Below are 21,320 nucleotides of genomic sequence, written 5' to 3'. Positions count from 1 at the left end.
CGGCCGGTGGCAATGCCGCCCCGGCCGGCCTGACCTCGGGTCTCAGTCGATCAGCCCGGTCAACCAGGACTCCATCGCCAGTGCCGTGGTCGGCGCGTCCTGCTCCACCACCGTGAAGTGGGTGCCGGGCACCGTGACCACGGTGTGCGCGGACGGCCAATCCGACTGCCAGACCGGCTCATCGCCCGCGTCGTAGAAGAGCCGCTCCGGCCGCAGGAACAGCACCGGCGTCGCGATCGGGTCCAGCGGCACCAGTGGCATCAGGTCCAGATAGCGGCTCATGCCGGTCAGCCGCGCGCTCTCGAAGCCGCCGAACGCCGCCTCCGCGTCCAACAGGCCGACCGCGAGCTGCTCGAACACGTCGGCCTTGCCCTCGTCGCCGATGCGGTAGGTATCGACGAGCACGACACCCTGCGGCGCCGGGCCTTGCCGCTCGAGCAGGCCGGCCACCGCATGCGCGAACAGTCCGCCCGAGGAGTAGCCGAGTAGCACGTAGGGTGCGCCGTCGGCGGCGTCGAGCACCGATCGGGTCATCGCCGCCAGCGCGGCCCGCACGGTCGCGGGCAGCGGCTCGCCCGCCGCGAAGCCTGCCACCGGCAACGCGTAGACATCGCGCTGTCCGCGCAGCGACGCGGCGATCCTGGCGTACTGGTGGACCCCCGCGGTGGCCATCGGTGTGCTGAGGCAGATCAGCCTGGGCAGCTTCGGTCCGCTCGCCAGCCGGACCGGCGGCGCCTGGTGGCCGAGTTCTTCGCCGGTGTGGAAGGACGGCCGCAGGTCGGCGGCGGCGCGCAGCAGGCTGAGCCCGGTCTGCAGCTTGCCGGAACCGACTGCGGCACGGAACAGTTCACTGAGGGTCTGTCCGCCCTCCGGCAGGGCCTGCGTCGCCGGACCCGGTGGCGTCGCATCGAGCTCGTCGCTCAGCAACCGGGCCAGCTCGGCCGGGGTCTTGCTGTCGAACACCACCATGGCGGGCAGCGCCAACCCGGTCGCCCCGGCGAGGCCGACGCGCAATTCCATCGCGGTCAGCGAGTCGAAGCCGACCTCGAGGAAGTCCTGGTCCGGATCCACGTCGTCCGCACTCGCGTGACCGAGCACCGTCGCCGCCTGCCGCCGCACCAGCTCGAGTAGGTACCGCAGGCGGTCGGCGTCGTTCAGGCCGACGAGATCGCGTAGGAGCGCGGCGGAATCCGGTGCGGCGGTGCCGCTCCGGCGACTGGCGGGGCGGACCAGGTCGCGGAGCAACGCGGGCACCTCGTCGGCCGCGGCGAGCGCGCGGCGGTCGAGGCGCATCGGCACCAACACGGCATCGGTGGTGGCGCCCTCGGCGGTGGCGGCGTCGAAAAGGGCCAGTGCTTCAGTGGTGCTGAGACCGGACGCACCCGATCGCCGCGCACCGCGCTCGGTGGTCCGCGCGTTCATCCCGGCCTCGTCGGCCCACAGGCCCCACGCCAGCGACAGACCGGGCAGCCCGATGGCTCGACGGTGCGTCATCAGCGCGTCCAGGTACGTATTGGCCGCGGCATAGTTGCCCTGGCCGGGATTACCGAATATTCCTGCGGCGGAAGAGAATACGATGAAGTTGACCGAGCGATCGAGCAACTCGTGCAAGTGCTCGGCGGCGTCGGCTTTCGGTCGGAGAACTGTGTCGATCCGTTCGGGCGTCAGTCGCTCGATGATGCCATCGTCGAGCACACCCGCGACATGAACGACGGCGGTGAGCGGGTGCTCCGCCGGGATCTCCGCGAGCAGCCCGGCGAGGGCGTCACGATCGGTGACGTCGCAACCACGCAAGGTCACCGCCGCGCCGAGCGCAGTGAGCTCGGCGACCAATTCGGGGGCGCCCGTGGCCTGTTCGCCGCGGCGGCTCACCAGCAGCAGCCGACGCACCCCGCGGGCGGCCACCAGATGGCGAGCGAGCACCGCGCCGAGCGCGCCGGTGGCACCGGTGAGCAGGACCGTCCCACCCGGCGCGAACTCCTGGGCAGGCGCCTCGGCGAGCGTCGCCCGAGACAGCCTCGCGCCGTAGGGCTTTCCCGCACGGACGAGGACTTGCGGTTCGCCCGTGCCGAGCACCAGCGGCAGCTCGGCCCGATCCGCGTCGGCGAGGGTGATCCGGCCGGGGTGCTCGGCCTGCGCGGCGCGCACCAAGCCCAACACGGCGGCTCCGGCGAGATCGGTGACGTCCGCGCCTGGCAATTCGACCGCACCCCGGGTGAGCACGACGAGGGGCCGGGGATCGTCGGCCGCGAGCGCCTCCTGCAGCCAAGCGAGGGCCGCCCGCACGGCCGTGTGCGGGTCGTCCGAGGGGGCGACTCGGTGCACCGCTATCGGACCGGAATACGTTTCGGCACTGGGCAACTCGGTCCACGCCAGGCGGAACAGACAGTCGGCGGCGTAGCTGGACAGCGTGATCGGCCGCAGTGTCATGGCAGCCACCGAGAAGACCGGATCGCCGTCCGCGTCGGTGGCTGCCACGGTGACGGTATCGGGACCGGTCGGGCTGGTCCGCACCCGCAACGTGGTGGCGGCGGGCGAGTGCACCGCGACACCGGACCAGGCGAACGGCAGGGCCGTGCCGCCGGTCGCGTTGTCGCCGAGCAGGAAGATGCTGTGCAATGCGGCGTCGAGCAGGGCGGGGTGAATCCGGAGGTCGGCCGGGTCGGCCTCGGCGGGCAGCGCCACCTCGGCGAGAATCGAGTCGCCTGCCCGCCATGCGGCCCGCAGGCCGCGGAACGTGGCGCCGTAGTGCAGGCCCGCGTCGGCCAAATCGTCGTAGAAGCCGTCCAGATCGACCGGGACCGCGGCGGCGGGCGGCCACGACCCGGACGGCTGCGCGGGCGGCTCGGCGGCCGTTGCCAGCACACCGGACGCGTGCCGCAGCCATCGCTCGTCCGCGTCGGGCCGCGAATAGATGCCGACGGACCGGCGGCCCCGCTCATCGGGCGGGTCGAGGACCACCCGCACCGGAACACCGCCGCGATCGGGAATGGGCAGGGGGGCCAGGAGTGTCAGCTCGTCCAGCGCGGGTACGCCCGCGAGATCCCCTGCGGTAAGGGCGAATTCGACGAGGCCCGCGCCGGGGAACAACGCCGCGCCGCCGACGCTGTGCTCGGCGAGCCAGGGCGCGGTGTCGGCGGACAACCATCCGGTCAGGGTCAGGCCTTCTTGGTCCGGTGCCTCGATGACGGCGCCGAGCAGCGGATGCGGCACGGCGTCCAGTCCCGCCGAGACGAGGTCGGCCGAGGCGTCGGCGAGCCAGGAATCGGCAAGGTACTGGCGGGTCGTCAGCCAGTAGTGGGTGTGCTGGAACTGGTAGGTGGGTAGCTCGACGCGGGTTGCGCCGGTACCGGCGAAGAAGCCCGGCCAATCCACCTCGGCCCCACCGGCATACAGGGCGCCCAAGGCGGTGACCACCTCGGTGAGTTCGGAACGATCCCGTCGACACGTCGCCACCAGCAGGGCGTTGTCCTCACCGTCGAGGCACGATCCGGCCATCATCGTCAACGCCGCATCGGGACCCACCTCGATGAAGGTGTCCACCCCGTCAGCAGTCATCGTCGCGATCCCGTCGGCGAAGCGGACCGTCGCGCGCACCTGCCGCACCCAATACTGCGGATCGGTGACTTCGGACGACACCACCGTGCCAGTCACATTGGATACCAACGGGATTCGAGGCTCGTGGAACTCCAACCCGGAGATGGCACGCTCGAACTCGGCCAACATCGGATCCATCTGCGCGGAATGAAAAGCATGACTCACCCGCAACCGCGACGTCCGATGATCACGCCACCGCGGCAGCCATTCCTCGACAGCGTCGGAATCACCCGAAACCACCACCGCCCGCGGACCATTCACCGCCGCGATCTCCAGCCGACCACCCCAACCATCCAGTGCGGCAACAACTTCAACTTCGGGCGCTGCGATCGCGACCATCGCACCACCACCGGCCAATTCACCCATCAACCGGGCACGCGCACCCACCAGTCGACACGCATCGGTCAAAGACAGCACCCCGGCGACATGAGCGGCTACCACTTCCCCGACCGAATGACCAAGCACCACATCAGGTTCGATCCCCCACGACCGCAACAACCGGAACAACGACACCTCGAAAACGAACAACCCCAACTGCGCCCACTGTGTCTGCTCCAGCAACTCCTTATCCGAACCCCACACCACCGAACGACCATCTACCCCACACTCCCGACTCAGCGTCTCCCACACCTCGTCCCACGCTTCGGCGAAGACCGGAAACCGCTCGCACAGCTCCCTTCCCATCCCCAACCGCTGCGACCCCTGACCCGAAAACACCAACCCCGCCCCGCCGCGGCGACGCGCCATCCGCGACCCCACCGCGACCAAACCAGCACGCAACTGCTCACGATCACCAGCCACGACGACCGCGCGACAGTTCAACGCAGCACGCGAAACCACCAGCGAATACGCAACATCGGTAACCCCGAGCCCGGGGTGCTCATCCAGATGCGCCAGCAAGGCGGCAGCCTGCGCACGGACGGCTTGTTCGTCTCTAGCGCACAACACCACCGGCACAACAACATCCGGCGTTACCGCACCATCGGACACAGCCGCCGACTCTGGTGCTTGTTCCAGAATCACATGCGCATTCGTCCCCGAAATACCAAACGACGACACACCCCCACGACGCGGCCGACCCCTCTCCGGCCACGGAACCGACTCCCCCAACAAAGACACCGCACCCCCCGACCAATCCACCCGCGACGACGGCACACCCGCATACAACGACCTCGGCAACACACCATGGTTCAACGCCAACACCATCTTGATCACCCCACCCACACCCGACGCCGCCTGCATATGCCCCACATTCGACTTCAACGACCCCAACCACAACGGAGAATCCCCGAACACCCCCACCAACGCCCCCACCTCAACCGGATCACCCAACACCGTCCCCGTCCCATGACCCTCCACCACATCCACATCCCCCACCACCAACCCACCATCCACCAACGCCCCCCGAACCACCCGCTGCTGCGCCAACCCACTCGGCGCCGTCAACCCATTCGACGCACCATCCGAACCCACCGCAGAACCCCGCACCACCCCCAACACCGAATGACCCAACCGCACCGCATCCGACAACCGCTCCACCACAACAACACCCACACCCTCACCCCACCCCGTCCCCGACGCACCCTCACCAAAAGACCGACACCGACCATCCACCGACAAACCACGCTGCTCGCTGAACGCCACGAAGGTCTCGGGGGTACCCATCACGGTCACGCCGCCGACCAGGGCCATCGCGCAATCGCCACGCCGCAGCGCCTGCGCCGCGAAGTGCAATCCCACCAACGACGACGAACACGCCGTATCCACCGTCACCGCAGGCCCTTCCAAACCCAGCACATACGCGATCCGACCCGACAGAATCGATCCAGTGTTCGCGTTCGCGGCGTGGTCGTGGTACATCGCGCCGATGAACACACCGGTCGAGGTGCCTTTGAGCGAAAGGGGATCGATCCCGGCCCGCTCGACCGCCTCCCACGACACCTCCAGCAACTGCCGCTGCTGCGGATCCATCACCAACGCCTCACGCGGACTGATCCCGAACAGGGCGGCGTCGAAATCGCCAGCGCCATCGAGAAATCCGCCTTGATCGACGTATGTCGTGTTGGGGCGCAACCCTTCTGGATCGTAGATCTGATCGAGGTCCCAACCCCGGTCGGTCGGGAACGGCCCGATCGCGTCGACCCCGTCCACCATCAACCGCCACAGATCCTCCGGCGACCGCACACCACCGGGAAACCGGCACGCCATCGACACGATCGCGATCGGCTCGGTGCGCTCGCGGGTGGCCTGACGCAGTTCCGCGCGCAGCCGCTCGGTCTCTTTCACCGACGCCCGCAGCGCGTCGAGCAGCTTGTCTTGCGAGGGGGAAGTGGTCATCACGCTCAATCCTGATCGGTTCCGCCGAGCGCCTTCCGGATCAGCGCATCGGCGTCCATGTCGTCGATCTCGTCCGCGCCGACGGACTCGACGCCGGAGTCGGCGTCGTCCAGGCGCAGCAGTTGCTCCAGCAGTCCCGCCCGGCGCAACGCGGCGAGCGGGATCTCCCGCAGCAGCCGCCGGACCTGCCGCTCGTTATCCACGGCTTCGTCGAAATCGGTTGTGCCGGTGGTCAATTTGCCCTCGAGGTACTTGGCGAGAGCGGTGGCACTCGGGTAGTCGAACACCAGGGTCGGCGGCAACCGCAGGCCCGCGGCCGCGTTGACCCGGTTGCGCAACTCCACCGCCGACAGCGAGTCGAACCCCAACTCGCTGAACGCTTTCTCCGGGTCGAGCAGTTCCTGGGACGAATAGCCGAGGATCATCGCGACGCTGGTCCGGACGAAGTTCAGGATGACCGGGCCCCGCTTCTCGACGGGCAACGCCGCCACCCGCGCGGCGAGCACACCGTCGTCGGCGCCCACCGGGTCGGTCCGCCGCCGGACGAGATCACGGAGCAGCCAGGGGATCTCGGGGGCCTCGGCCAGTGCCCGCGGGTCGAGCCGCATCGGCACCAGGTGCGCGGCCTCGACGCCCTCGGTCAGGTCGAACAGGGCCAGGCCCGCCGACTCGGACAGCGCGCTGTCGCCGAGCCGCCGCCGAGCCGCGGCGTCGAGCGATCCGGCCATGCCACCCGCGCCGTCCCAGCGGCCCCAGGCCAGCGACCGCGCGGCCAGACCGCGGGCCCGGCGCCGCTCGGCGAGCGCGTCGAGGCAGGCGTTCGCCGCCGCGTAGGCGGACTGTCCCGGGTTGCCGACGACACCGGCCGCCGACGAGAACAGGACGAACTCTGACAGCTCGAGCCCGGCGGTGAGCTCGTGTAAGTGCAGCGCCGCATCGACTTTCGCGGCAAGCACCCGGTCGAGGCGCGCCGGGGTCATGGCGGTGAGCACACCGTCGTCGAGCACGCCCGCCAGATGCACGACCCCGGTCAACGGGTGCGCGTCAGGTATCGACGCAAGGGCCGCGGCCAGGGTGTCGCGGTCCGACACATCGCAGGCCACGACGTCGACGTCCGCGCCGACCGCGGTGAGATCCGCGACCAACTCGGTCATGCCGGGCGCGCCGCCACCGCGCCGGGCGAGCAGCAGCAGCCTGCGCACACCGCGCTGCTCGACGAGGTGTCGGCTGACGAGCCTGCCGAGCATCCCGGTGGCGCCGGTGACGAGCACCGTGCCCGCGGCCGATCCGCCGAACGGGCCGGTCACCGGTCGCACAGTGTCGGTGACCGGCACCAGCCGCGGCACCCGCACCACCCCGGCGCGCACCACGACCTGCGGCGCACCCGAGGCCAACGCCGCGGGCACCGCCTGCGCCGCGCCGTCGACGAGCACGATGCGGCCGGGGTGCTCGGCCTGGGCCGCACGGACCAGGCCCCAGACCGCCGCACCGGCGAGATCGGTGCCCTGCTCGTCGAGCCCGGGCAGCGCGATCGCGCCTTCGGTGCGGACCACGATCCGGCCGTCGTCGGTCTCGGCGAGTGCGGCAAGGAGATCGGCCAGCGCCCGGTGCACCACCGCGTGGATGGCGGCGACGTCGGCGCCGTTGCCCACCGTCACGACGGTCGCGTCGGTGTCCGCCGACCCGGGGAGGTCCGCGGCCACGGTAGGCCAATCCAGCCGGAACAGGGACCGGGTCGGCCTGCTCGTCGCGGTCAGCTGCTCGACGGGCAGCTCGCGCAGCGCCAGGGCGCCCACCGTGGCGATCGGCAGACCGGAGCCGTCGGCCAGCGCCAGCCGATAGCCGCCCGATTCGTCCGGTGCGAGGCGAACCCGCGCGACCGTCCCCGCGCGACCGTGCGCGACGGTGTCGGTCCAGGCGAACGGCACGGTCATCCGCGCGCGCGGATCATCGATGAGCGCGATGGCGTGCAGCGCGGCGTCCAGCAGCGCCGGGTGCAGCCGGTAGCCTTCGGCGCTGATCCCGTCGGGCAGCGCGACGTCGGCGAAGACGGTGTCGCCGCGACGCCAGGCCGCGCGCAAACCCTGGAACGCGGGCCCGTAACCGATGCCCACCTCCGCGAGGTCGGCGTAGAAGCCGGCCAAGGAGATCGGCTCGGCGCCCGGCGGCGGCCAATCGATGAGATCGTCACCGATGTCCCCTCGCGTGGGGCCGACCGACCCGGACACGTGCCTGGTCCAGTCGCCGGTCTCGGCCGCGGGACGCGAGTGCACGGTCAGCGACCGGACCTCCGCCGCGTCGGGCGCGCCCACCGAGATCTGGATGCGCATCGGTTCGGCCAAGACCAGCGGCGCCTCGATGGTGAGCTCGCGCAGCACCGAACAGCCGACCTCGGCGCCTGCCCGCAGGGCCAGCTCGACGAACCCCGCGCCGGGGAACAGCACGGTGTCACCGATGCGGTGATCGGCCAGCCACGGGTGCGCTGCGGTGGTCATGGCACCGGTGAACAGCACTCCGTCCGATCCGGCGAGCGGCACCGCGGCGCCGAGCAGCGGGTGCTCCGGCTTGCCGAGCCCCATGGCGTCGGGGTCGTCGGCGTGCCGCTCGATCAGCCAGTACGGGCTGTGCTGGAAGGCGTAGGTAGGCAGCTCGACCTGGTGCGCGCCCTGTCCGGCGAACACCTGCGCCCAGTCGACCGGCAGGCCGTCTACGTGCAGGCGGCCGAGCGCCTCGAGCAGCGACGCGGTCTCCGGCCGGTCGCGGCGCAGGGCCGCCACCGCGAGCGACGGCTCGACCGTGTCGTGCGCGAACGCGGTCAGCACGCCGTCGGGCCCGAGTTCCAGGAAACGGCCGACGCCGTGCGCCGCGAGCGTGGTGAGGCTGTCGTGGAAGCGGACCGTGTCGCGTGCGTGCCGCACCCAATACGCGGGCGAGGTGAAGTCCTGCTCGCCGCTGCCCGCGGACACGATCGGCAGTTGCGGCTCCGCGAGATCCAGTGTCGCCACGATCTCGTGGAATTCGGCCAGCATCGGATCGAGCAGCGGCGAGTGGAACGCATGCGAGACCGGAAGTTCGGCCGTGCGGCGTCCCAGCGCGGTGAAGTGCGCGGCGACCGCAAGCACCGCGTCCCGCGCACCGGACACCACGACGGCGGCCGGTCCGTTGACCGCGGCGATCGACACCGCCGCGGTCAGCACCGGCCTGACCTCCGCCTCGGTCGCCGCCACTGCCACCATCGCGCCCCCGGCGGGCAACCGCTGCATCAGGCTGCCGCGCGCGGTCACCAGCCGGGCCGCCGCGGGCAGCGACAGCACGCCCGCGACCCGGGCCGCGACAATCTCACCGATCGAGTGCCCCGCGAGATAATCCGGCCGCACGCCCCACGATTCGACGAGCCGGTACAGCGAGATCTCCAGCGCGAAGAGCGCACTCTGGGTGTAGGCGGTCTGGTCCAGCTGTTCCTTGTCCGCACCCCACATCACGTCGAGCAGCGGCCGGTCCAGGTACCGGTCCAACTCGCGGGCGGCCGCGTCGAGCGAGCGCGCGAAGACGGGAAAGGTGTCGTAGAGCTCGCGTCCCATCCCGAGCCGTTGGGCGCCCTGGCCGGTGAACAGGATGGCGAGCTTGCCGGGACTGCCTGCCGAGATCGGGCGTTCCCCCTCGGCGAGCGCCCGCAGTTCGGCCAGCAATCCGGCCTGGTCGGCGGCGGTGACCACAGCCCGATGCGGCAGCCGGGCCCGGTGGGCGGCCAGCGACAGTCCGACGTCGAGCGGATCGTGCCTGCCTACCGCGGCCGTCAACCGCGCGGCCTGATCACGCAGCGCCGCAGGTGTTCTGGCCGACAGCACCAGCGGCACCACGGGCAGGCGGCCGGTGCCTGCCTGCGCGGTCGGCGCGGCGGCAAGCGGCTGTTCCACGATGACGTGCGCGTTGGTGCCGCTGATACCGAAGGAGGAGATCCCCGCTCGACGCGGTCGGTCGACCTCGGGCCACGGCCGGGATTCGGTCAGCAGTTCGACGCTGCCCGCCGTCCAGTCGACCATCGGCGTCGGCTCGGTGACGTGCAGGGTCTTGGGCAGCACACCGTGCTGCATCGCCTTGATCATCTTGATGACACCGGCGACGCCCGCCGCCGCCTGCGCGTGCCCCATATTCGACTTGATCGAGCCGAGCCACAGCGGCCTGCCCTCGGCCCGCTCCTTGCCGTAACTGGCGAGCAGCGCCTGCGCCTCGATCGGATCGCCGAGAGTCGTTCCGGTGCCGTGTGCTTCGACCACATCGACATCGGCGGGCCGCAGGCCGCCCGAGGCGAGCGCCTGCTGGATGACCCGGACCTGCGACGGCCCGTTCGGTGCGGTGAGACCGTTGGACGCGCCGTCCTGATTGACCGCGGAGCCCTTGAGCACGGCGAGCACCGGGTGACCGTTGCGGCGCGCGTCGGCGAGCCGCTCCAGCAGCAGCAGGCCGACCCCTTCGGACCAGCCGGTGCCGTCGGCGTCGCCGGAGAACGACCGGCACCGGCCGTCGCCCGCCAGCCCGCGCTGCCTGCTGAACTCGATGAACATGCCGGGTGTCGCCATCACCGCGACCCCGCCGGCCAGCGCGAGTGCGCACTCGCCGCCGCGCAGCGACTGCGCGGCCAGGTGCATCGCCACCAGCGAGGACGAACAGGCGGTGTCCACCGTGACCGCAGGCCCCTCGAGTCCGAGCGCATAGGAGATCCGGCCGGACGCGATCGAACCCGTCGCCTCGTTGTGCGGGTAGTCGTGGAACATCATTCCGGCGAACACGCCGGTATCGCTGTTGCGCAGCGTCGTCGGATCGATCCCGGCCGATTCGAGCACCTCCCACGCGCTCTCCAGCAGCAGTCGCTGCTGCGGGTCCATGCCGAGGGCCTCGTTCGGACTGATGCCGAAGAACTCCGCGTCGAAGCCGGCGACGTCGTGCAGGAAGCCACCGCGGTCGACATAGCTGGTGTCCGGGCGGGTCGCGGTCGGGTCGTAGAGCTTCGCCAGATCCCAGCCGCGGTCGGCCGGGAATCCGGTGACGACGTCGCGACCCTCGGCCACCACCTGCCACAGCTCCTCCGGCGAGGCGATGCCGCCGGGATACCGGCAGCTCATCGCGACGATCGCGATCGGCTCATCCGACCCGGCACCGGGCCGGGCCGCGACGGGACCGTCTGCGCGCCCGGACAACTCGCCGAGCAGGTAGCGGGCGGCCAGCGTCGGGGTGGGGTGATCGAACACCAACGTCACCGGCACCCGCACACCGACGGCCTCGGCGATCCGGTTGCGGAAGTTCACCGCGGCCAGGGAATCGAAGCCGAGCTCGCGGAACGCGCGATCCGGATCCACCTCGGCGGCGTCGGCGTAGCCGAGAATCGCCGCGGCCTCGGCCCGCACCAGTTCGACCAGGACCTGCTCCTGCTGGTGCACAGGCACGCCGGACAGCAGATCCTCGACCCGTCCCCCGTCGCCGACGGTGCGCCTGCCCGCGGCCCGGACCAGCCCGTGCAGGATTCTCGGCACCGCGGCCCGCGCCACGCGGAAGTCGAATTTCATTGGTACCAGCAGTGATTCGCCGGTCTGCGCGGCGGCGTCGAACAGGGCGAGACCGTCGGACGACGGCAACGGCAGTACCCCGCTGCCGCCGATGCGCGCCTGGTCGGCGCCGCGCGTCAGCTCGCTGGCGTCCTGCCACAGACCCCACGCCAACGACGTTCCAGGCAGTCCGGCGGCGCGACGATGCGCGGCGAGCCCGTCGAGGAAGGCGTTGGCGGCGGCGTAGTTCGCCTGCCCCGGCGCGCCGAGCACACCCCCGGCCGAGGAGTACAGGACGAACTCCGACAGCGGGTATCCGGCGGTGAGCTCGTGCAGATGCAGTGCCGCAGCCACTTTCGGCGCGAGCACCCGGTCGAGGCGTTCGGCGGTCAGCGCGGCGACCACACCGTCGTCGAGGACGCCCGCGGCGTGCACGACGGCGGTCAGCGGCTGGTCCGCGGGGATACCGGCGAGCAGCGCGGCGACCGCGGCGCGGTCGGCGACATCGCAGGCGACCGCGGTGGCCTCGGCACCGAGGCCGGTGAGCTCGGCGATCAGCTCGGCGATCCCCGGTGCGGCCGGACCGCGGCGGCCGGCCAGCAGCAGCCTGCGCACGCCGCGCTCGCGCACCAGGTGCCGGGCGAGCAGCCCGCCAAGGGTGCCGGTGGCTCCGGTGATCAGCACCGTGCCGCCCAGACCGAACGGCGGCAACTCGGCGGCCGGGGCGGCGGCCGCGCGGATCAATCGCGGCGCGTACGCGACCGGCCGGTCGTCCTGAGAACGCACCACCAGCTGGGTTTCCCCGGTCGCGCGCGCGGTCGCCACGGCCACGGCCAGATCGGCGGGAGCGGCATCGACCAGCACGATCCGGTCCGGGTACTCCGATTGGGCCGAACGAACCAGTCCGCCGACCGCCGCACCCGCCAGGTCGGTGACGTCCTCGTCGCCGACGGACACCGCGCCCTGGGTGCGCACGACCAGAACGGTGTCGCCGTGGTCCGCGGCGAGCCAGGCCTGCAGCGCCGCGAGGGTGTCGTGGGTGGCGAGCTGGACCTGATGTGCGGTCATGCCGCCGACCGGCGCGAAGACCACCGCGTCGGCGTGCTCGTGGCGATCGGGCCAATCGACGATGGATAGCGCGGCCGGGTCCGTGGGGACAACGCCCCAGTTGACCGTGAACAACGAATCGCGCGCGACGCCCCGTCCGGTGTCCAGGCCGCCGACCGTCAGTGGCCGCAGCACCAGCGAATCGATCGACGCCACCGGAAGCCCGGACCGGTCGGCCAGTCGCAGCGCGACCTCACCGTCGCGCACCGCACTCAGCGCGACCCGCAGCTCGGCCGCGCCGGTCGCGAAGAACTCGGCTCCCGCATAGCCGAACGGGAGGAGTACCCGCTGGCCGGCGGCGCCGGCCAGGCCGATCGCGTGCTGGGCGGCGTCCAGCAGCGCCGGGTGCAGGCCGAAGCCATCGGTGCGCACCCCTTCGGGCAGCGCCACCTCGGCGTAGACGTCGTCACCGCGACGCCACGCCTTGCGGAGACCACGGAACACCGGGCCGTACTCCAGGCCTGCTGCGGACAGCTCGTCGTACCAGCCATCAAGGTCGAGCGGCTCCGCGCCGGCCGGGGGCCAGGTCGCGAGGTCGAAGGACGCCGCGGTGCCGTCCGGCAGCAAGGTGCCGGACGCGTGTGCGGTCCACTCCGCGTCGGCTGCGGCCGTCGCAGGCCGGGAGTGAACAGTCACCGAGCGCCCGGCCGACTGCCGTGACGTATCGGCCGTCTGCCGCGAAGCACCGACCGTCACCCGCAGGTGGACCGCGTTACCCGGGGTGAGGATCAGTGGCTCCAGCAACGTCAGCTCTTCGACTCGGCCGCAACCGATTTCGTCGCCCGCCCGGACCGCCAGTTCGAGGAGACCGGTGCCGGGCAGCACGATCGTGCCGTCGACCGCGTGTTCGGCGAGCCACTGCTGAGTCGTCAGGGCCAGGCGGCCGGACAGGACGATGCCGTCCGACTCCGCCAGCGTGACCACGGCGCCGAGCAGCGGATGCCCGGTCGCCGCCAGCCCGGAGATCGTCACGTCGCCGGCCGCGACCGCGTCCAGCCAGTACCGCTTGCGCTGAAAAGCGTAGGTGGGCAAATCAATTCGCTGTGCGGCGAGCGGCGCGTACAGCGGGCTCCAGTCGATGTCGGCACCGTGCAGGTGGGCGGTCGCGAGTGCGCGCAGCAAACCGGGCAGGCCACCGTCGTCGCGGCGCAGCGACGGCACCGTCGCCGCACTCGCCCCAACCTCCGCGACGGTTTCCTCGATCGCGGTCAACAGCCCGGGATGCGGGCTCGTCTCGACGAACAACCGATAGCCGTCGGCCAGCAGCAGCCGCAGCGTCTCCTCGAAACGGACCGTCTGGCGCAGGTTTCGATACCAGTAGTCGGCGTCGAGCTCGGTGCCGTCACAGCGCTGCGCGGTCACCGTCGAATAGAACGGCACGTCGGATTCCCGCGGCCGGATCTCGGCCAACGCGTCGATCACCTGATCCCGGATCGCCTCGACGTAGCCCGAGTGCGACGCGTAGTCCACCGGAATGACCCGGGCTCGCGTGCCCTCCTGCTCGAGGCGCGCGTGCAGCTCGCTCAGCGCTTCCGGCTTACCGCACACGACAACTGACGTCGGGCTGTTGACGACGGCGAGCTGCAGGTCCGCGCCCCACTCCGCGATCCGCGCCCGCGCGTCGGCCGCGGACATCGCCACCGACATCATGCCGCCGTGCCCGGCCAGACCCGCCAGGATGGCCCGGCTGCGCAACGCGACGACCTTCGCACCGTCCGCGCGCGACAGCGCGCCCGCGACCACCGCGGCGGCGATCTCGCCCTGCGAGTGACCGACCACCGCGGCGGGCCGCACGCCGAACGAGCGCCACGTCTCGGCCAGCGACACCATGACCGCCCACAGCGCGGGCTGGACCACATCGACCCGATCGAACGTCGGGGCAGTCGGTTCGGCGCGCAGCACCGCCCACAAATCCCAGTCGACGTAGGGCGCCAGCGCCTCGGCGCACGCGTCGAGTTCGGCCGCGAACGCGGGCACCGCGCCGGCGAGCTCCACCGCCATGCCGAGCCACTGGGAGCCCTGCCCGGGGAACGCGAACACGATCGGCGGCGCCTGCGGGCGCGGCCCCGAGGCGGTGACCAGGTCCCGCCCCGGCCGTCCGGCGGCGAGCAGCTCGAGACTCGCCAGCAACTCGGTACGGTCCGCGGCGACCACCGCCGCCCGGTGCTCGAACAGCGCCCGGGAGGTGCTCAGCGAATACGCGGTATCCACCAGGTCCGGCTCCACGTCGCGGACGAACCGGGCCAGCCGAGCGGCCTGGGCCCGCAGCGCCGTGGCGTCGCGCCCGGACAGCACGAACGGCAGCACCGTCCCCGCGGCCCGCGGCGGCATCGGCGGCGGCGCGGGCGGCTCCTCGATGATGACGTGCGCATTGGTTCCGCTGATGCCGAACGACGACACGCCCGCGCGTCGCGGCCGTCCGGCGTCGGGCCACGGCCGCGCCTGTTCGAGCAGCTCGACCGCGCCGGCGTCCCAGTCGACGACCGAGGTCGGCGCGGTCACATGCAGCGTCTTGGGCATGGTCTGGTGCCGCATCGCCTGCACCACTTTGATGACGCCCGCGACGCCCGCCGCCGCCTGGGTGTGCCCCATGTTGGACTTGATCGAGCCGAGCCACAGCGGTTCGCCGTCGCGCTCCTGCCCGTATACGTCCAGCAGCGCCTGCACCTCGATCGGGTCGCCCAGCTTGGTGCCGGTGCCGTGCGCCTCGACCAGGTCCACCTCGGACGGCCGCAGGCCCGCGTTGGCCAGGGCCTGCCTGATCACCCGGACCTGGGACGGTCCGTTCGGCGCGGTGAGACCGTTGGACGCGCCATCCTGGTTCAGCGCGGTACCACGCACCACCGCCAGTACCGGATGACCGTGCCGCCGCGCATCGGCGAGCCGCTCGAGCACCAGCATCCCGACGCCCTCGCTCCAGCCGGTGCCGTCGGTGCCGTCGGAGAACGACCGGCAGCGGCCGTCCGGCGACAAACCGCCCTGCCGGCTGAACTCCACGAAGATCTCCGGGGTCGCCATCACGGCGACGCCACCGACCAACGCCAGCGTGCTCTCCCCCGACCGCAGCGACTGCGCGGCCAGGTGCATCGCCACCAGCGATGACGAGCACGCGGTATCGACAGTGAGCGCAGGCCCTTCGAGACCGAGCACGTAGGAGACCCGCCCGGACGCGATCGCGCCGGTGCTGCTGTTGTAGGTGTAGTCGTGGTACATCATCCCGGCGAACACCCCGGTGCGGCTGCCGCGCAGTGTCGCGGGATCGATCCCGGCCCGCTCGATCGCCTCCCAGGACACTTCGAGCAGCAGCCGCTGCTGCGGGTCCATCCCGAGCGCCTCGTTCGGGCTGATGCCGAAGAACGCGGCGTCGAAATCGGCTGCGTCGTAAAGGAAGCCGCCCTGGTCGGTGTAGCTGGTGTCCGGCCGGATCCGCGCCGGGTCGTAGACGGCGTCGACGTCCCAGCCGCGGTTCGCCGGGAAGCCGGAGATGACGTCGCGCTCGTCGGCGAGTACCCGCCACAGGTCCTCCGGCGTCTCGATGCCGCCCGGGTAACGGCAGCTCATCGCGACTATCGCGATCGGCTCGTCGGCGCCCGCCTGCCCGCCGGTGGCGCGCACCGGCACGTCCGCGCTCCCGATCGAGTTCGCGAGCAGATGCTGCGCGACGGCCCGTGGCGTCGGATGGTCGAAAACCAGTGTCGCGGGCAGTTTCCGGCCGGTCACCGCGGACAGGCCGTTGCGAAGCTCCACCGCGGTGAGCGAGTCGATGCCGAGCTCGGTGAAGGCGAGCCCGTCGGACACCGCGTTCGCATCCGGGTACCCGAGCACCGCCGCGACCTGTGTCCGGACCACGCCGAGCACGTGTGTTTCCCACTCGTCGCGCGGCAGGCCCGCCAGCATCCGTTCCAGCGAAGCCGAACCCGTGGCGACGCCGGCCGCGCTGCGTCTGCGCGGACCGACGAGGCCGCGCAACAGCTCGGGCACCTGTTCCTGTCCGCGCAGCACGGCCAGATCGAGCCGGATGGGCACCAGCACCGGCGCCGCGGTATCCAGCGCCGCATCGAACAGCGCGATACCGCCCGGTTCGGACAGCGCGCGGATCCCCCCGCGCGACAGCCGGGTCCGGGCCGCGTCGTCCAGCTCCCCCGCCATTCCGCCGTCCCACATGCCCCAGGCCAAAGATTGGGCGGGCAGCCCACGCGCCCGGCGGTGCACCGCGAGCGCGTCGAGGAATGCGTTGGCGGCGGCGTAGTTGCCCTGGCCCGGCGCGCCGAGCACCCCCGAGGCCGAGGAGAACATGACGAACGCGGTGAGCTCGCCGGTCAACTCGTGCAGGTTCAGTGCCGCGTCGACCTTCGGGCGCAGCACCGCGTCGAGCCGGTCCGGGGTCAACGAGGCGATCACCCCGTCGTCGAGGACACCCGCCAGGTGCAGCACGGCGGTGACGTCGCGGCCGGCGAGTACCCCGGCGAGCGCGGCGCGGTCGGCGACATCCACCGCCGCGATCGTGACACCGGCGCCGAGCTCGGCCAGCTCGGCAGCGAATTCGGCAGCGCCGTCGGCAGTTTCGCCACGGCGACTGACGAGCAGCAGCTCGCGCACGCCGTACCTGATGACCAGATGCCGGGTGAACAGCCGGCCGAGGGTGCCGAAAGCGCCCGTGACGAGCGTTGTGCCGTCGGGCCCGAACCGGCCGGCCTGCCCCGGCTCCTGGTCGGTGGCGGCGATCAAGCGCGCGGCATAGGCCGCGTCCGCACGGAACGCGACCTGCGAGTGCGCACTCGACAGCACTCGATCGACGACACGATCCGGATCGCCGTCGGTGTCGGCGAGCACGATTCGGTTCAGGTTCTCCGACTGCGCCGACCGCACCATCCCCCACACCGCGGCACCGGCCAGGTCGGTGAGATCTTCGCCGTCCACCGAAACTGCGCCTCGGGTGACCACGACCATCGTCTGCTCGCTCGGCTCGGCGAGGAACTCCTGCAATTCGGCCAGCGCCCGGTGGGTCGCGGCACGGACCGCCGCCACGGTCGCGCCCGGCTCGATCGTCAGCACCCGCACGTCGGCCGCGGCCTCGGTGGGTGCGAGCGAGATCGGTTCCCACACAAGGCGATACCCGACGTCCGGCGCGGACTGCGCAGTGATCTGCGCGGGGCCGACCGCGCGCAAGGCAAGCTTGTCGACTTCGGCGACGAGTCGGCCGGTGCCGTCGGTCAGCCGCATCGATACCGCCCCGGCGCCGAGTACCCGCAGCCGGACCCGCAGTTGGGTGGCGCCGACGGCGGCCAGTTCGACGCCACTCCACGCGAACGGGAGCACCGCGACGTCACCCGTGGCCTCGGTCAGTGCGACGGTGTGCAACGCGGCATCCAGCAGCGCCGGATGCAGGCCGAACCCACCTCCGTCGCGCCCCTCGGGCAGTGCGACCTCGGCATAGACGTCAGCGCCATCGCGCCACGCGGCGCGCAAGCCACGGAAGGTGGCGCCGTAGTCGAGTCCGCGCGCGGCGAGGTCCTGGTACAGGTCGGTGACGTCGATCGGCGCCGCCGTCGCCGGTGGCCACACCGCCGCACCCGCGCCGTCCTCGGCCGCGTCGGCGCCGACGGTGAGCAGCCCTTCGGCGTGCTGGACCCACGGGCGTCCGCCTTCGCCCGGCCTCGAATAGACGCCGACCGGACGAGCACCGAATTCGTCCGGCGGACCCACCGTGATCTGGACCTCGACGGTCTCGTCCGGGGCGAGCACGAGCGGCGCGCTCAGGGTGAGCTCCTCGACCCGGCTACAGCCGACTCGATCGCCCGCGGCGATCGCCAATTCGACGAATCCGGTGCCGGGGAACACGATCGAGCCCTGCACCCGATGGTCGGCCAGCCACGGCACGGCGGCAGCGGAGAGGTGACCGGTGAGCACCAGTCCGTCGGACTCCGCGAGCATGACCGCGGCGGCGAGCAGCGGATGACCGGTGGCGGTGTGGTGCGCGTGCGCGGCCCGGCCGTCCAGCCAGTAGTGGGTGTGCTGGAAGGCGTAGGTGGGTAGCTCCACGCGGCGGCCCCCCAGCCCGGTGAACATCCGCGCCCACTGCGGCGACTCGCCCGCGACGAACAATCGCGCCGCCGCCTCGACGGCCGCTAGCTCCTCGCCGCGGTCCTGCCGCTGTGCCGGGACGACCACCGTCTGATCGGCGGCTGGTACGCAGTCCGCGACCATTGTGGTCAACGCAGCGGTCGGCCCTATCTCGACGAAGCGACGCACCCCCGCCCCATACATCGACGCGATGCCGTCAGCGAAGCGGACCGCCGCTCGCACCTGCCGCACCCAATACTGCGGATCGGTTATCTCCGATGACACCACCGTGCCAGTCACGGTGGATACCAACGAGATCCGAGGTTCGTGGAAGTTCAACCCGGAGATGGCACGCTCGAACTCGGCCAGCATCGGGTCTACCTGCGCGGAATGAAAAGCATGACTGACGCGCAACCGCGACGTGCGGCGATCATGCCACCGCGGGAGCCATTCCTCGATCGCATCGGAATCACCGGAAACCACCACCGCGCGCGGACCATTCACCGCCGCGATTTCCAGGCGATCACCCCAACCATCCAGTGCGGCAACAACTTCAGCTTCGGGCGCTGCGATCGCGACCATCGCGCCACCACCGGCCAATTCACCCATCAACCGGGCACGCGCACTGACCAACCGGCACGCATCGGTCAAAGACAGGACCCCTGCCACATGAGCGGCTACCACCTCCCCGATCGAATGACCCACCACCGCATCGGGTTCGATCCCCCACGACCGCAACAGCCGGAACAGTGACACCTCGAAAACGAACAACCCAAGTTGCGCCCACTGCGTGTGCTCCAGCAAGTCCTTGTCCGAACCCCACACCACCGAACGACCATTTACCCCGCACTCACGCTCGAGGGTCTCCCACACCTCGTCCCAGGCCTCGGCGAAGACCGGAAACCGTTCGCACAGTTCCCTTCCCATCCCCAACCGCTGCGACCCCTGACCCGAGAACACCAACCCCACCCGACCCGACACCCACTCACCGGAGACCACCGCACCCGGAGCAATGCCTGGAACATCCTCCTGGGCAAGCGTTTCCAGCCCGGCCCGCAACATCGTCATGTCCTCGGCCAGCACCACCGCGCGATCTCGCAACATCGCCCGGCCCGACATCAGCGAAAAGCCGACATCCACCAGCGACGGCTCGCGATCGTGGTCGTTCAGCCATTGCAACAATCGCTGCGCCTGCGGCCGGACACCACCCACGCCCGACAGCACGATCGGAATCACCTGGCGCACTTGCATTTCCGGCCCATTCGGCATCGCACTCGGCGTGGGCTCTGGTGCTTGTTCCAGAATCACATGCGCATTCGTCCCCGAAATACCAAACGACGACACACCCCCACGACGCGGCCGACCCCTCTCCGGCCACGGAACCGACTCCCCCAACAAAGACACCGCACCCCCCGACCAATCCACCCGCGACGACGGCACACCCGCATACAACGACCTCGGCAACACACCATGGTTCAACGCCAACACCATCTTGATCACCCCACCCACACCCGACGCCGCCTGCATATGCCCCACATTCGACTTCAACGACCCCAACCACAACGGAGAATCCCCGAACACCCCCACCAACGCCCCCACCTCAACCGGATCACCCAACACCGTCCCCGTCCCATGACCCTCCACCACATCCACATCCCCCACCACCAACCCACCATCCACCAACGCCCCCCGAACCACCCGCTGCTGCGCCAACCCACTCGGCGCCGTCAACCCATTCGACGCACCATCCGAACCCACCGCAGAACCCCGCACCACCCCCAACACCGAATGACCCAACCGCACCGCATCCGACAACCGCTCCACCACAACAACACCCACACCCTCACCCCACCCCGTCCCCGACGCACCCTCACCAAAAGACCGACACCGACCATCCACCGACAAACCACGCTGACGCGAAAAAGCTACAAACGCATCGGGTGTCGACATGACCGTCACGCCGCCGACCAAAGCCATCGTGCAATCACCGCGACGCAACGCCTGCGCCGCGAAATGCAAACCCACCAACGACGACGAACACGCCGTATCCACCGTCACCGCAGGCCCTTCCAAACCCAGCACATACGCGATCCGACCCGACAGAATCGACGCGGCTACCGCCGTTCCGAGATACGGCTCCGCGATCTCGGGCGCATTCGCGAGCAGGCTTTCGTAGTCCTGGAAGCCCGAGCCGACGAAGACCCCGACCGGTTCGCCACGCAGCGAGTGCGGATCGATCCCGGCCCGCTCGATCGCCTCCCACGACACCTCCAGCAACTGCCGCTGCTGCGGATCCATCACCAACGCCTCACGCGGACTGATGCCGAAGAATTCGGCATCGAACCCGCCGACGTCGTCGACGAACCCGCCCGCGCGCACGTAGCTGGTGCCCGCGTGGTCCGGGTCCGGGTCGTACAGGTTGTCGAGGTCCCAGCCCCGGTCGGTCGGGAACGGCCCGATCGCGTCGACCCCGTCCACCACCAACCGCCACAGATCCTCCGGCGACCGCACACCACCGGGAAACCGGCACGCCATCGACACGATCGCGATCGGCTCGTGCGTGTCGGACTCCAACTCGGACAGTCGATTTCGTGTCTGCGCCAGGTCGGCGGTGACCTTCTTCAAATAGGTAAGGAGCTTCTCGTCGTTCGTCATCGGGGATGCGTCCTTCGC

The 21,320-nt window shown here is 70.8% G+C and carries 2 protein-coding genes; both read right to left on the bottom strand.

Features of this window, described 5'->3' with window-relative positions; all coding sequences use genetic code 11:
• Positions 1–42: 42 nt before the first annotated feature.
• Positions 43–5,934, bottom strand: a complete 5,892-nt coding sequence (locus ACIBK2_RS38140; RefSeq protein WP_396974801.1) for an SDR family NAD(P)-dependent oxidoreductase — start codon at positions 5,932–5,934, stop codon at positions 43–45.
• A gap of 5 nt (positions 5,935–5,939) precedes the next feature.
• Positions 5,940–21,302: an SDR family NAD(P)-dependent oxidoreductase gene (locus ACIBK2_RS38135; protein ID WP_396974799.1), complete on the bottom strand. Its 15,363-nt coding sequence runs from the start codon at positions 21,300–21,302 to the stop codon at positions 5,940–5,942.
• Positions 21,303–21,320 lie beyond the last annotated feature (18 nt).

This window comes from Nocardia sp. NPDC050175 (assembly GCF_044459885.1).
Classification (GTDB): Bacteria; Actinomycetota; Actinomycetes; order Mycobacteriales; family Mycobacteriaceae; genus Nocardia.
This window is presented reverse-complemented; position numbering and strand designations above follow the sequence as displayed.